Origin of the sequence: Paenibacillus tepidiphilus (assembly GCF_008635795.1) — a bacterium.
GTDB lineage: Bacteria > Bacillota > Bacilli > Paenibacillales > Paenibacillaceae > Paenibacillus_AQ > Paenibacillus_AQ tepidiphilus.
Map to the genome: position 1 here is coordinate 1 of NZ_VWRQ01000008.1, position 14,077 is coordinate 14,077.

Annotated in this window: 12 protein-coding genes; 8 read left to right on the forward strand and 4 right to left on the reverse strand. The window is 55.7% G+C overall.

Annotated elements, in window-relative coordinates; genetic code table 11:
* Window positions 1-369, forward strand: a 369-nt coding sequence (locus tag F1379_RS11960; RefSeq protein ID WP_150269815.1) for a transposase, incomplete at its 5' end; no start/stop codon positions are given.
* Between the two features lie 513 nt (window positions 370-882).
* Here the strand turns inward: F1379_RS11960 and F1379_RS11965 are convergent.
* Window positions 883-2,529 (reverse strand): type 2 periplasmic-binding domain-containing protein, encoded by a 1,647-nt coding sequence (locus tag F1379_RS11965; protein WP_150269817.1) that lies wholly within the window; start codon window positions 2,527-2,529, stop codon window positions 883-885.
* Between the two features lie 29 nt (window positions 2,530-2,558).
* The gene (locus tag F1379_RS11970) at window positions 2,559-4,898 is read right to left on the reverse strand and encodes an AraC family transcriptional regulator (RefSeq protein WP_150269819.1); all 2,340 of its coding nucleotides are present in this window, start codon (window positions 4,896-4,898) and stop codon (window positions 2,559-2,561) included.
* Window positions 4,899-5,105: 207 nt separating this feature from the next.
* Here F1379_RS11970 and F1379_RS11975 point away from each other — a divergent pair, with 207 nt between their 5' ends.
* Complete coding sequence (locus F1379_RS11975) at window positions 5,106-7,697, forward strand: S-layer homology domain-containing protein (protein WP_239004647.1); 2,592 nt, start codon at window positions 5,106-5,108, stop codon at window positions 7,695-7,697.
* 655 nt (window positions 7,698-8,352) lie between these two features.
* Here F1379_RS11975 and hxlB read toward each other — a convergent pair.
* Window positions 8,353-8,910, reverse strand: a complete 558-nt coding sequence (gene hxlB, locus F1379_RS11980; RefSeq protein WP_420850494.1) for a 6-phospho-3-hexuloisomerase — start codon at window positions 8,908-8,910, stop codon at window positions 8,353-8,355.
* Between the two features lie 7 nt (window positions 8,911-8,917).
* The gene (hxlA, locus tag F1379_RS11985) at window positions 8,918-9,550 is read right to left on the reverse strand and encodes a 3-hexulose-6-phosphate synthase (RefSeq protein ID WP_150269823.1); all 633 of its coding nucleotides are present in this window, start codon (window positions 9,548-9,550) and stop codon (window positions 8,918-8,920) included.
* A 192-nt stretch (window positions 9,551-9,742) separates the two neighbouring features.
* On the opposite strand from hxlA, the gene F1379_RS11990 reads away from it, so the two are divergent.
* From F1379_RS11990 to comX, 6 genes are all read left to right on the forward strand, one after another.
* On the forward strand, window positions 9,743-10,108 hold the full coding sequence (locus F1379_RS11990) for a winged helix-turn-helix transcriptional regulator (protein ID WP_150269825.1): 366 nt from the start codon (window positions 9,743-9,745) through the stop codon (window positions 10,106-10,108).
* Between the two features lie 145 nt (window positions 10,109-10,253).
* Window positions 10,254-10,766 carry a hypothetical protein gene (locus tag F1379_RS11995; RefSeq protein ID WP_150269828.1) on the forward strand — a complete coding sequence of 171 codons (513 nt, stop codon included), beginning with the start codon at window positions 10,254-10,256 and terminating at the stop codon, window positions 10,764-10,766.
* A gap of 40 nt (window positions 10,767-10,806) precedes the next feature.
* On the forward strand, window positions 10,807-11,787 hold the full coding sequence (locus F1379_RS12000; protein ID WP_150269830.1) for a zinc-binding dehydrogenase: 981 nt from the start codon (window positions 10,807-10,809) through the stop codon (window positions 11,785-11,787).
* Window positions 11,788-12,260: 473 nt separating this feature from the next.
* Window positions 12,261-12,644 carry a GntR family transcriptional regulator gene (locus tag F1379_RS12005; protein ID WP_162551137.1) on the forward strand — a complete coding sequence of 128 codons (384 nt, stop codon included), beginning with the start codon at window positions 12,261-12,263 and terminating at the stop codon, window positions 12,642-12,644.
* A gap of 154 nt (window positions 12,645-12,798) precedes the next feature.
* Entirely contained in the window at window positions 12,799-13,716 is a 918-nt protein-coding gene (locus F1379_RS12010; protein ID WP_150269834.1) for a polyprenyl synthetase family protein, read from the forward strand.
* Window positions 13,717-13,885: 169 nt separating this feature from the next.
* Window positions 13,886-14,062, forward strand: coding sequence for a competence pheromone ComX (gene comX / locus F1379_RS29745; RefSeq protein WP_162551138.1), 177 nt, complete (start codon window positions 13,886-13,888; stop codon window positions 14,060-14,062).
* Window positions 14,063-14,077: the final 15 nt, after the last annotated feature.

The window sequence follows — 14,077 nt, forward strand, 5'->3', positions numbered from 1 at the left end:
GAAGAGTTGGCCCGTGCGGCTTTTGACACCGTGAAAGCGAAATGGAGCAAGCTGTACGCCAAAGAAATGCGGTCCTGGGAAGAGCAACTCCCCACTTTGTTGACGTTCTACAAGTACCCGGCACTTATTAAGGAAGCCATCTACACCTCAAATCCGATAGAGCGAATGAACAAGGAGATCCGCAAGCGACTGAAGCCGATGAACAGTCTAACGAACATGGATGCAGCTGAAAAGGTCATCTACCTCGACGTCATTGACTACAACGAGCGATTTGCAGAACGCGTCATTCGCGGCTTTGGAGACAAAGATGTGAAGGTAAAGTTAAATGAGATGTTTGAAGAACGGTATCCTACACAGTCTGCTGAATAACTCTTGGTGGGGGAGGCCTCCCCCACCAAGAGAACCATCTCACCGATGTCCCAGAAGAATACTTTTACTCTTTTACACAAACTTCTTGACGCTACCTGTATTTACTTTATTTCACCTAAATTAAGTGGCGGAAATCCAATTAGGCTTGTGATCAACCCCCATATAGGTGAAATTAAGTGGCGATTTTCCAACTAGGCTGTGAACAGGGACTGCCAGCAGATTTTAACAGCAAATAGCGGTAATCATCCGGAAATCGGGGAACGGGTAGCGCTGGAAATCCATAATTTCACTGAAGTCACTTACCGGCCTTATCCGGCTTAATCTTATGTTCGAGTTAAATAGTTAAAAGCTGCCTTCTAAAGTCGCCGCACGAGGGCGGCTTTTTTTAATGTCCATCAGTTGCCGTGGCTGAACGGGATGGAGCTTCCAGCAATCGTGCTGCACACTTAAACAAGCCGCTCTTTCCGAAGAGCGGCTTGTTTGGTGAATTTCGATGGTCTCCGGGCCTATCGCTTACTCTCCCTGCCCCTGCTCCCCCCGCGCATTCGCCTCCCGCAGTACCTCAGCCCCGCCGGCCGTGAGGAACTCCTGCACGAACTCGCCGAACTCCTCCAGCGGCCGTTCGCCGGTGATGAAGGCGATGTAGGCCTGGTTCCGCAGCTTGATCAGCTCGGGGCCGTTCTTGACCAGGGAGGGCGTGGCGATCTCTAGAGCGTTGTAGATACCGTCCCGGTCCAGCCCCAGGTTTGCTGCCCACTGCTCCCGGCGGCTGGTGGGCATCATCGGCACCGTCATGCCGATTCCTGCGCCGATTGTATTCGTGTAGCTGAACATCTGGTCATAGGGAGGCAGCGGGACAATATCCTGCTTCGCGGCATCTGCCCATTCCCAGTGCGTGCCCTGAATGCCGTTCTTCATGGCAGCGTCGGTGTCCGGATCGGGATTGGCGCTGACGTAATCGAGTATCTGCAGAATGGCTGCAAGCTTGCCCGGCTCCTTCGCGGCGTCCGCGCCGATAGCGGTGAAGCTCATCAGCATGTCGTAGGCTTTGGCACCGCGTTTGCCCTCCGGGCCGCTGACCGGCCGGCCGAACACGATCTTCGCCTGCGGGTTCTTGGCCGTCAGCTCCTTCGCGTTAAACGTGGCTGCCACCGGTACCTCTTCAAGCTTCCTCCCGTCATCGTAGCTCCAGGTCATATAGTCGCCGTCCTGAATCCAGTGATAATAATTACCCATGGAAGTCATGCCGATCCGTCCATCGATAAAGGCATGGGACAGATGCTTGTAGCCGCCGGTGTTCTCTCCGGTGATGAATTCCGGATCGATTACTCCGTCCTTGTACCACTTGCGGAGATAGTGCAGGGCTTCCAGCATCTCCGGCTGCAAAGCACCGATAACCAGCTGCCCGTCCTTCTCACTGAAATAGAGCTGGTCGGTGAAGACCAGCTGTCCGAAAGCGCCGAAGACGACGTTCATCCCTTCCAGGGACAGGCCATAGGTGTCCTTGATGCCGTTACCGTCGGGGTCGCCGTTCGCAAAGGCATAGATGACCTTCTCGAAATCGGCCAATGAATCCGGCACCGGCAGGCCCAGCTTGTCGAGCCAATCCTGGCGGTAAACCACGGGTACGTGGTAGATGTTGGTGGGATTGACGACAGGGATGCCGTAGATAGCGCCGCCGATTCTGCCGTAATTCTGATAAGCGGGCGCATTCTCCCGGAGTGCCTTCATGATATTGGGTGCGTATGTGTTCAGCATCTCCTCAGGAATCTCGGCCAACAGTCCTTGCTGCTGGTATTTCAGCAGATCCTGTGTCTGTCTGACCCGGAACAGGTCCGGCACCGAGCCTTGGACCAGCTTCAGATTAAGCAGCGACTCGTATTTAATGTTCTCCAGGTTCCAGATGTCGAGATCGACATGGAATTTCTCCTCTAACTGCCGAACCAGCACCGCATCCTCCGGCACCGGCAGGTTCTGATGCATAGTCCAGGAGATGGTGTAGTCTGGCGCATCAGCAGCGGGTGTGGATGCGCCTTGCGGCGGCTCTTGCGCTGCGGACAGCCTGCCCTGCATATCGCAGCCGCTCATAAGACCTAGAACCAGCCAACAAACAGGAACGGCAATGAAGGCCGACAAACGCCGGAATGATTTGTTGCCCATAGAAGCCCCCTCCCTGATCACAGACTGACCTACGCCTGCAGCGGCTGCGCCTCATGGACGGTCCGCAAGTAGTTCCCCGGAGTACAGCCGTACAACTCCTTGAACCGTTTGATGAAGTAAGCCGTCGTGCCGTAGCCGACCGCAGCCGCAATCTGATCCACTGTCATCTTATTGCCCTCGATCAGCAGCCGGGCCCGTTCCATCCGCCGTCCGGTGACGTAATCGGTGTAGGTGACACCGAGTTCTTCCTTAAAGAGCTTGCTGAGATATTTCGGGCTGATGAACACCTGTGTGGACACGGCATCCAGGGACAAATCGCCAGCCAGATCGCGTTCAATATACAGCTTGGCCGTCTCAATCGTGGACAGCGCCCGGTCGCTGTTGCGTTTCTCCGTTCCGGTGATGAAGGTGGTCAGCGAAGCGACCAGCCATTCCTGAACATGCCGAATGTTGGGCAGCGCAATATACTCGTTATACAAATCCGTATGGCCGCCGATGGAAGGCTTATAACGGATGCTCTTTAGATAATCGGAGTAGATGAACACGGTATTGGCCAGCACAAAATGGCAATAATCGGCGGAGTAGCGGCCTTCCTGCAGCGCAGCCGTGAGCTGCAGGGCAGCGGCAACCAGCTCATCCAGCTGGCGGGCCTGCAGCTTCTCTTTGAATTTCACGAGCACGGATTGCGGCAGTTCCTCCGCACTGTTCTCCCGTTCCAGAAGCTGCGGGTCCTGAAGCAGAGGCACTTCCGGCAGGAAGTAGGCGTACTTCAGCAGCGTCTGCGCTTCAGAGTAGCTGAGATGCAGCGCGGTCAGCTCCTGCACCCAGCCGCCCCGGGCAAGCTGCACCTCCAGGCCGAGCTGCCGCCGGCCCTCAGCCGCTACCCGGTGTGCGAGCTGCTCCGGCAGCGTTGCCGATGCTTCACCGGCGCAGATAATCGCTGCTACCCGCTTGTCCGGAAGCTCTGCGGCGATAATTCGGCTTCCCGGCAGCGGCAGGCGCTCCAGCTGATCAATGATGCCGTGCATCATGCGCTGGATATCCGCCGGGCTGAGCTGCGCTGAGGCTGCCCTGGAATGAATCAGCAGGCAGCAGTAATAGCCGTATTCCGGGAGTTCACCCAGGCATTGCAGCTTGTCTGCGAGCTCCTCGCGGGTATAGATGCCTTGGAGGAGATTCAGGACCGCGCGCTGCTTGAGGATCGGGCTGCTGGCCTGCAGCGACTCTTCCAGATTGCTGACTTTATCGCTTAACTGGTCAAAGGCGGAGTCAATCAGCCTGAATTCATTCAGCGCTTGTCCGGATGCAGTTCCGGAGAGGTCCTTAATCCTCCCGACAACCCGCTTGAGCGGGCGGTAGCTGACTTTGGCGAGAACCCCGGACATGCCGAGGCCCAGCAAGAGAACGAGCAGGCAGACGGCAACGATCAGATTGCGGATCAGCATCCAATTCGCATAGAACAGGTCCGCCGGTGCAGCGCTGAATAGGGTCCAGCCGGTGGACGGCAAGGCCTCATAGGAGATCATATAGGAAGTGCCCTCAATCTTCTCGCCGAAGCTTCCGGCTGCAGCGGGGCCGGACAGGACGTCCTTAATGCTGGAGGCGAAGGGGGCAGCCTGGACAGCCGTCTCCTGCTCCCGGCCCGCCATCCCCGCGATAATAGTGCCGGATGGATCTACAATGAAGCTGCTCTGGTATTCCGCAGGCAGCATATTTCCGATAATCGCGTTAATCGCGCTTTCCTTGACGTCAATGGCGATAACCAGATCGCTGTCGGCACCCGAAGCCTGAAAAGGATAGCTGTGTGCGTAGGTAATCAGCCGGTTGCCGCTCCCCCCGGGCACACTGGAGACGATATCCTCCGGCACCCACCGCGCTTCCGTCCATAGGCTGCTGCGCGGATTCTGCGCCATCCTGAGGGTCCAGTTATCCCACACCGCTGCGCTCTCTCCCTGATGGACATTATATTTCAGCCCATAGAGTGAGGAGAGCATAACCTGCTGCCGCGGGGCATACAGATGCACTGCCTGCACCACATCGGGATTGCTTGCTACCTGAGCTTTGAGCATGTCCTGGAGCTGGCTGATTCTGCTCAGACTAGTCCCCAAAGCATCCTCGGTCAACAGGCGCAGCGCTGCCGTCTGATGGAGCGAGACCTCCAGATAAATCTGCTGAATCCGCTGAAGCACGGAGGCTTCAATGGTTCCCGCTGTATTGTTAAGAATCAGCTGATTCCGGCTCCGCAGCTCTTCCTTATAATGGCTGGAGAATAATACATAGAAGACAGAACAGAGCGAGAGAACGATGACAAGAACAATAGACACGTATGAAATTGCGAGACTGGTGAATGCTGAGTTCCATTTTTTCAAGGCGTACTCTCCTCCCAGGCGGATTATACACTACCCTCCGGCACACCTATTCATGATTTATGTAAAAAGAATATTAAATTGCAGATTTCGCCCGAAATGCTCCCAAAGCGACAGAATTGCGAAATCGTCTTATTGATGCCCGGCCGGGCCGGATGCTACACTCGGACCGATTCAAACCGAAACCAAATAGGATGGGAGCTAAATCACTTGAACACGAAGTCTACCAAAAAGCTGTTATCTGTCGCTGCGGGTCTCGCTATTCTCGCGAATGCTGTTGCAGTACCTCCTGCAGGTGCCGTCGGTTCCGGTTCTTCCATAGAGCTGCCGGCTGCCCCGGGATGGGGGCATTTCGTCGACAACTACAAGAACAACACATCGGTGAATCTGGCGGTATACGCCAACCCGGCCATCGGCATCCTCTCCGGATTCCTTGAGCTGTGGACACCTGGCACCTCCTGGGATAATGGAACGAAGCTGAACAGCGCCATCCTGGACGCCAACATTCAATATGTAGCAGACATTGCAGCTACGCGTACCAAAGCCGAAGAAGATATGGCTTATTACGATGACCGGCGCAACCAGACTTATGGTGCTATTGATGGGCTTGGATCGCTGTCCGGGGTGTACCGCCAGATCACCGGAACCTATACTACCATTACCGATATTCCGGCGGATGCCACTACAGTGAAGTACACCGACGGCAACGGCACGAACAAGGGCGGCAACTCCGATTCCGAGCTGGGCGCCATGGTCGATCTGATCGGAACGATCCGCGGCAACTATGCTTCAACCAATCCGGCAAAAGCCTTCTACAGCTACATGCGCCCATTCCGCTGGAAGGACACCTCGGTCATCGTGCCGACCCTGGTTCCGGCGAAGAGCAGCACGCCGGCTACGGACGGCGGCTTTCCGAGCGGACACACGAATGCTTCTTATCTCGCCGCACTGTCGCTTGCTTACGCGGTGCCTGAACGGTTCCAGGAGCTGCTGACCCGCGCCTCGGAAATGGGCAACAACCGGATTGTGGCCGGGATGCATTCGCCGTTCGATGTCATGGGCGGACGCATGATGGCGACGGCGCTGGCCGCAGCCACGCTGGCCGACCCGGATAATGCTGCACTCAAGCAGGAAGCTTACGACCAGGCGCATGAGGTGCTCCTGAAGCAGACCGGCACAGCGGAAGACCGGTTCAGCGATTATGCCAAGAATAAAGCTCAGTTCACGCAGCGCCTGACTTATAATTTCCCGCAGATTAACTCCGTGACGCAGCCGATGGTTGTACCTAAGGGAGCGGAAGTGCTGCTGGAGACCCGCCTGCCTTATCTGAGCGCGGAGCAGCGCCGCGCAGTGCTGGCGACCACCGGCATTGCATCCGGCTACCCGCTGCTGGATGATCCGGAAGGCTGGGGACGGCTGAATCTGTTCGCAGCAGCGGATGGGTACGGCGCCTTGACTTCCGACGTGACGGTAACCATGGATGCCGCTAAGGGCGGATTCCATGCGGCAGACCGCTGGCGCAACGATATCTCCGGCTCCGGCGAGCTGACCAAGGAAGGCACGGGCACCTTGACCCTGACTGGCAGCAATACGTATTCCGGCGGTACGGAGATCAATGCCGGTACGCTGGAAGGCGATTCGGCTACGGCGTTCGGCAGCGGCGATGTGGTGAACAACCGCGGCTCCGTCGTGGAGAACGTCTACGGCAAATTGACAGTCGGCGGCGACTTCGAACAAGCTGCCGAAGGTAGCCTTGAGCTGAATCTGACCGGCGAGGGCGATGTGCTGGAGGTTAAAGGCGCAGTGAAGGCCGGAGGGAAACTCGAGGTGAACATCGTAAACAACTATGTGCCGGCTGAGGGCGTACTGACGCTGATCACCCATGGCGATGGACAGCGCAGCGGCCAATTCGGCTCCGTCGAGGTCAACGGTCTGCCAAGCACGCACACCGCGCATATTGACTATCAGAACAACCGGATCGCATTGGTGATCGACGATACGACCAACAACGGTAGCTCGAACTCCGGCGGATCGAATTCGGGCGGTTCCAACTCTGGCGGCACTACCGGCGGCACAGCTACGCCGACTCCGACACCAACGCCATCGGCGACTCCGGCACCAACAGGGCAGCCGGGAACAGCTACCCCGGCGCCTGAAGTGAACCCGTTCCAGGCGGGCGTTGTCAGCCGCGATGATGTGCTGAAGAGTGTGAATGATGCCATCGCCGCCACGCAGAACCAGAGCAAGACGTTCAGCGACACTGCCGGACATTGGGGCAGTAGCACTATTGGAGCAGCGGTGAAGCTGCAGATTGTTGACGGCTATGCGGACGGCTCCTTCCGTCCGAACGCTACGGTGACCCGGGCGGAATTCGCAGCGATGATTGCCCGCGCTTTCGGGCTGGCTGAGCGTACTGCCGCGGGCGGCTTCTCCGACACCGGCTCGAATTGGGCCGCCGGTTATATCGACGCACTGTCTGAGAAGGGGGTTATCACCGGCTATGCGGACGGCAGCTTTAAGCCGGCTGCGGCCATCACCCGTGCCGAAATGGTGACGATCATCGGCCGGGTACTGAATCTGGCCGCGCTGCAGAACGGCTCCGCCGCAGGCTTCACGGATGTGAGCGGGGATTACTGGGCTGCCGCCGCCATCCAGCAGGCCTCCGCCGCTAATCTGATACAGGGCGTATCGGCTTCCGCCTTCGCCCCGAAGAACAACGCGACCCGCGCCGAAGCTGTGGCGCTGATCATCCGCGCACTGCAGAGCGACAGCTCGGTCAAGGCGTTGATTGACGGATTGTAATAAGGGTAATTCTATGCAAGAGGGGCTCTGTCTTTAAGACAGGGCCTCTTTTTGCTGCTTGGCCGATGGGCAGGCGTGTCTGGGCGACGCAACCACAGCGTTCTTTACTTTTATGGGAGCATTCGGCACAATAATGAGCGTAATCTGGTCAGGAAATTAAACTGCTGGTGCTGCTGTTGGGCTATTGGCCGAGTTGAACTCTGAGAAACAAGCGCTGTCACAGTTACTAGTTGCTGAGAGTAGAGAAATTAAGAAATTCAGGGCCGGATTGTGGCCGAATGTCTAAACCTCTGCTTTAGCCGGGCCAACCCTCGGATTAAACTTAGTCGGTCACTGAAAATAGTTTGATAATCGCACACTAATTTTGTCCTTTTTATGGATTTCAGCCATCTTGTTTGATTATCGCCACTTAATCTGGGCGATATGGGTGTGATAGCTGATTTACCACCATATTAGGTTGCGATTATCCATCTAGAGTTGGGATCTACCTCCATATAGGTGAAATTAAGTGGCGATTTTCCAACTGCGGTGTGCGAATAGGGGGCTGCCTTCCATCCGTTATAGCTATTTAGAGCTGACTTTGTATTAAAAACAATAGCCCGGTTAACCGCAGAGCGCAGCCTACCGGGCTATTCTATATTATAAGAAGAATCAGCTATTCCAGGTTCGCGTGCTTGCCATACATGGTCCCGGAGCTCTGTGCCTGCTCGTCCATCAGCCGCAGGATCACCGCGTCCAGATAGAGCAGCAGTGTCTGCTCGAACAAGGAGCCCATCGGCTGCACCGTAAGCTCTGTGCCCGAGGCTTGATCCTTGGGCGCACCGGGCAGCGTCACGGTGATATCGGCTGCGGAGCCGATGGTTGACTCCGGCTGGATCGTCAGCGCAGCGACGGTAGCCTGCAGCCCCTGCGCCTTCTCCAGCATCCCGGTCAGGGTGCGGGTCTCGCCCGAGCCGGAGCCGATGAGGAGCAGATCGCCCTCGCCAATGCCGGGAGTGACGGTCTCGCCGACCACATGCGCCTGGAAGCCCAGATGCATCAGACGCATCGCGAAAGCCTTCATCATCAGCCCGGAGCGGCCGGCGCCGGCCACGAAGATCTTGTCCGCGCCCAGGATCGCCTGCGTCAGACGGTCATCCGCAGGCTCCGGCAGGAGTGCCGCAGCGCGCTCCAGCTCCTGCAGAATCTGCCTGAACTGTTGACTCACTGGCAGAGACATCTTATTGTGCTCCGATCAGCCGTTTCATCTCGGCGGCCGCAGCGCGCTTGTCAGCTTGTCCTGTAATGCCGCCGCCTACGATAATCAGGTCAGGGGATGCGGCGATTACTTCCGGCAGCGTTTCGAGCTTGATACCGCCGGCCACTGCTGTCTTGGCGTTCTTAACGACGCTCTTGATGACGCGGAGCTGTTCGAAGGAGTTCTCGCCTTCAGCCTGCAGGTCATAGCCGGTATGCACGCAGATATAATCAACGCCCAGAGCGTCGACTTCGCGTGTGCGCTGCTCAAGATTTTTCACATTGATCATATCGATCAGAATCTGCTTGCCATGCTTGCGGGCTTCTTCCACTGCGCCCTTAATGGTGGAATCATCCGTTGCGCCCAGAACAGTAATGAGATCCGCTCCTGCCTCGGAAGCCTTCATCACTTCATAGCCTCCAGCGTCCATTACCTTCAGATCAGCCAGGACGGCAAGATGAGGGAAGCTGTCCTTGATGGCCTTAACAGCGTGCAGTCCTTCATTGATGACAACCGGTGTTCCAATTTCTACGATATCAATGAACTCCTGTACCTCGGCTACAACCGCTTTGGCTTCAGGGATATTGACCAGATCAAGTGCAAGTTGAAGTTTCATGATGATAAAATCCTCCTCAGGTTTGGTATATGAAGTAATCTATGTCTCCGTTATGTCCTGCTTATCATTCCACGGCCGTGTCTAGATTATAAATACAATAGTACCCTTCTTGAAAGTAGGCACTATTTTATTATATAGTGTTGAAAAGTATACTATTGTACCGCTGTAGGGCGGAAGGGAGTGTCCACACATATGTCACGGAACGAAGAAAGAGTTTTTAACTGTGAGAAAGAGCTGACCCTCTCCATCATCGGCGGCAAATGGAAAATGATTATTATGTGGCATCTCGGCAAGGAAGGCACCAAACGCTTCAGTGAGCTGAAGGCGCTGATACCCGATATTACGCAGCGGATGCTGACCACCCAGCTTCGTGAGCTGGAAGAGGACGGCATCGTCGACCGGAAGGTCTACGCCGTAGTGCCGCCCAAGGTTGAGTATAGCCTGACATCGCGCGGCCAGAGCCTGATTCCCATCCTTGATCTCATGTACGAATGGGGCAAGGAATATATGGAGGAGTCGGGACTGCAGGTTACGATCCGGAATTCGTCGGTCCAGTAACTGTATAGCCTCGCAGCGTCCTGTTCCGTTTGGAGACAGGGCGTTTTTTGATTTTGATGTATTTGAAAAAGGAAATGATTGTCGGTGGTCGAATACTGCAATAGCCCCTATTTGAAGGGGGATTACTACGAAAGGCAGCGATACAATGACCATCGAATCCCTTGTTGTCAAGATATTGAATATAGCTTTTTACGCGATTGGGCTTTGGTTTCTGTACTATGTCTATCAACAGCGCAGGCTTAAGAAGAAGGGTACAGATGCGGAATGCGTATACGATCCGGCCCGGATCATCCCGCACACCGGGCTTCTTGCGGTAATCACCCTTTATGTGACGCTGGTTACCGTGCTGTGGGTGCTCTGCCTCCTCGGACTCAGCGACTGGATCACGGGACACTGGTTCTCCCATGTTTATCCACTGGTCCTGCCTGTTGCGGTTAATCATGAACGGGTTGTGATGATTATCGACAGCCGGGGGATCTTTACGGACCATACAGTTATTCCTATGAAGCAGATCAGCAGTTACGAGCTGAAGGATTCAGGCACAGCCGGGGGCCGCCAAATTCTGGAGGTACAAGCGGGGGAGCAGGTACTGCGTGGATGGGTCCGTGCGGAATCTTTACCCGCGATTAGAGCCTTGTTAGAGCCAAATCCCGGGTAATACAGAGTAATGAAATCATTAAGAAGGGGAGTAGGGTCAGGTGAAAGCATTGTTGCTGCAAGATAAGGGTCTCTGGAAAGAGATGCAGATCGGGGACGCTGAAGCCCCAAGCTGCGGAGCAGGCGAGATTCTTGTGGAGGTGCATGCGGCGGGCCTCAATCCAGTCGATTACAAGACTGCCACAGGCGGTAATCCGCGCTGGACCTACCCGCATATTCTCGGACTGGACGTGGCCGGAGTAGTAGCGGAGACGGGAGAAGGGGTATCTCAATGGGAAAAAGGGGACCGCGTCGTTTACCATGGCGACCTGACGAAACCTGGCGGCTTCGCGGAATATGGCGTCGCATATGCAGACAGGGTGTCGCGGATTCCGGATGGCGTAACGTTTGAGGCTGCCGCAGCCCTTCCGACCGCAGGCTACACGGCGTATCAGGCCCTGCACCGGAAGCTGCCGCTGGAACGGGTGGAGACGATTCTGATTCACGGGGGAGCCGGCGGCGTGGGCGGCTTCGGAGTGCAGCTTGCGAAGCTGGCCGGGAAACGGGTGATCTCCACCGCTTCAGCCCACAATCATGAGTATGTGCGGTCGCTTGGAGCCGATGAGGTCATCGACTACCGTACAGAGAACATTTACGAGAGAGTAATGGCGCTTACGGGCGGCCGCGGCGTCGATGCCGTGGTGGATGCGGTCAGCCGCACGAGCGCCAGCGAGTCTTTGGATTTGCTGGCCTTTATGGGCCACCTCGTCTATATTGCCGGACCGCCTGATTTTACGCGGATCAAGACGTTCTCCAAGGTGGTATCCTATCATGAGATTGCTTTGGGAGCTGCGCATGGGTCCGGTGATCCGCGGGCGGAGCATGATCTTGCTGTTATCGGAGATGCCATGCTGGCGCTGATGGAGCAGGGCAAGCTGTCCTCCCAGTTACAAGAGGTGATTACGCTGGAGGAGGTCCCACAGGCGTTAATCCGCCTCTCTGAACGGCATGTCCAGGGGAAAATCGTCGCCAGAATCAAATGATCAGCGCCGCCCAGCCGCCTTCCAGGCGGCTTTTTTGGCGTTACGCAGTCCGGTTGCCGCAAACGGTTTGTGGAATGACGTAGCATGCTTTTCGGTGAAAAAGCCGGAGATTTAAATTATGATTACCATACTGAATGAGTATCCGCATCCTTTTTCGTGCCTGAGACTCCATGTTGACTAAATCCATAAGGATGTGATCACAATGCAGAACCGAATTTCTGCCCCCCAGCCGGCTAATGCGCCGGACAATGAACGGCTGGCGTCTGTGGCCCCCGCCGAGGCTCCCCTGCATCCACGACTTGAAATGCTGACCCGTTCGCGGATGAAGATGCTTGAACAGTTGTTCGAATTATCCGGGCACCCGCTGGCTAACAGGGCAACCGACGCCGTGCACGCGGCTAACAAGGCAGTAAGGCGGGCCGGCCAATGAACACCACTGCAATATGTACAACCTTGCAAGGAAGGGATGCTTAATGCTGGAAGAATTATTAACCTCTTCAAAAGCCGCCGGGCCCACGGCCAAACAATTGCGTGAGCAGCTGCGGCAGCTCATCCTTAGCGGAAGACTGCCCCACGGTCTGCGCTTGCCTTCCATAAGGCAATTGGCTGGCCATTTATGCTGCAGCGAAGTTATTATCCGCCGGGTCTACCTTGAATTGGAGCAGGAAGGGCTGCTGGTCCCGCGCAGAGGCGTAGGCACCTTTGTCTGCTGCCGGCAGGAATCCACGATCCGGGAACGATCGGAACAGCAGCTCTACAATGCATTCCGTGAAGCGGCGGAAATCGGGCGGAATTCACAGTTCTCTGCAGAGGAAATGCAGGAGGTTCTGCAGAAGGTGCTGGCCAGTGTAAGATAGCCGGAGTATGTCTGGGAATTGTTCCGATTTCTGAAACATCCAGAAGAAGGAAATACTATGAGATTATAGAATACCCTCCAGTAGGAAATCTGTTGGACGCACAGCACAGTATTTCATGTAGCGTCGGGAAAGATTCAAATGGGGGGTTCGAAGGATGGATGGCTGTACCGGGAAGATCGAACAGGAAATGAGAGCCGGGTTGCGGGCGTTCTTTACCGTGCCGTATTTACTGGACCAGGGAATGGCCTGCCTGGAGGAGAAGCTGCGGGAAGCGCTGCTCTTCGGCAGGCTGACTGTGCTGCATTACCGGGCTTTCGGCGGTACCGGAGCGGGGATCTACCGGGCTGCAGCCGCAGTGGAGTTCATGATTCTTAGCCTGGATATTATTGATGATCTTCAGGATAAGGACAACCAGGAGACAGTATGGGGCCGGCTGAGTCCGGATATCGCCCTGAATATCGCCCTTGGGATGCTGACGCTGTCACAGCACCTGCTGCTTACGGCCGATTTCCCGCATGAGCGGTCCGGCAGTGCTGCCCGGCTGATGAATGAACAGGTGCTTGCCGCTATTAACGGCCAAACCGTCGATTTATTGAACAATATCGAAAGCGAAGAGGAATACATGGAGATGATCAGGCTGAAATCCGCCGGCCTGCTTGCGGCGGCCTGCCTGACCGGTACGCTGCTGGCCACCGGAGAACCTCTCTCCGAGGTCAGAACATACGCGGAAGAGCTCGGAATTGCGGCGCAGATGAAGAATGACATCCGCGACGTTCTGAACTGGGATAACAAGAATGATTTCTGGAACCGGAAGAAGACGTTGCCGACGTTATACCTGCTGCAGTCCATCTCGGACGAGCAGCGCTGGATCGCCGACTATTTTGCGGAGCGCCTGCAGCTTGCGGACGTGGTGAACCGCAAAGAGGAGATCGAGCGGATTATGGAAGAGTCGGGCACGCTTCTCTACTCTTCCGTCCGGATGAGAACCCATTACTATAATTATCTTGATCTGGTAGGCAAAATCAGCCTCGCTCCCGAATGGAAGGAGCAAATCCTGGCTATGGCAGACTGAGCTCCGGCGCGCTCCCGTAAGCCCGCAAACGGGTGCCGCAGCGGTCCGCAATGACCCGCAAATAGATTTGCGGGAATTACTAGCAGGATTATCGTTTCCAGTTCTAGCAGGAATTGATATAGTGAAATCAAGAGGAACACCTCTTATAAACCGAATGGGGGAATGAACAATGTTGAAGGAAACCGTTCAGAAATTGATGGCAGATCAAGGTGCAATGGCTCAATTGGAATCGGGCGAGCTTCAATTAACGGGGCTTAGCGAAACGGAGCAACGCGCATTTGCTGACGTAATGAACTGCAGAGCAGGCAAGTCAGAACCCCGTATGGCCATGTATTGGACCGCATAATCCAGCAGTATTTGG

What these genes read in the sequence shown, in the direction of transcription:
- F1379_RS12005 (WP_162551137.1), top strand. Translation starts at nt 12,261, where the DNA reads ATGCTGGAAGAATTATTAACCTCTTCAAAAGCCGCCGGGCCCACGGCC.
- F1379_RS11990 (WP_150269825.1), top strand. Translation starts at nt 9,743, where the DNA reads ATGTCACGGAACGAAGAAAGAGTTTTTAACTGTGAGAAAGAGCTGACC.
- F1379_RS11995 (WP_150269828.1), top strand. Translation starts at nt 10,254, where the DNA reads ATGACCATCGAATCCCTTGTTGTCAAGATATTGAATATAGCTTTTTAC.
- F1379_RS11965 (WP_150269817.1), bottom strand. Translation starts at nt 2,529, where the DNA reads ATGGGCAACAAATCATTCCGGCGTTTGTCGGCCTTCATTGCCGTTCCT.
- comX (WP_162551138.1), top strand. Translation starts at nt 13,886, where the DNA reads ATGTTGAAGGAAACCGTTCAGAAATTGATGGCAGATCAAGGTGCAATG.
- hxlA (WP_150269823.1), bottom strand. Translation starts at nt 9,550, where the DNA reads ATGAAACTTCAACTTGCACTTGATCTGGTCAATATCCCTGAAGCCAAA.
- F1379_RS12010 (WP_150269834.1), top strand. Translation starts at nt 12,799, where the DNA reads ATGGATGGCTGTACCGGGAAGATCGAACAGGAAATGAGAGCCGGGTTG.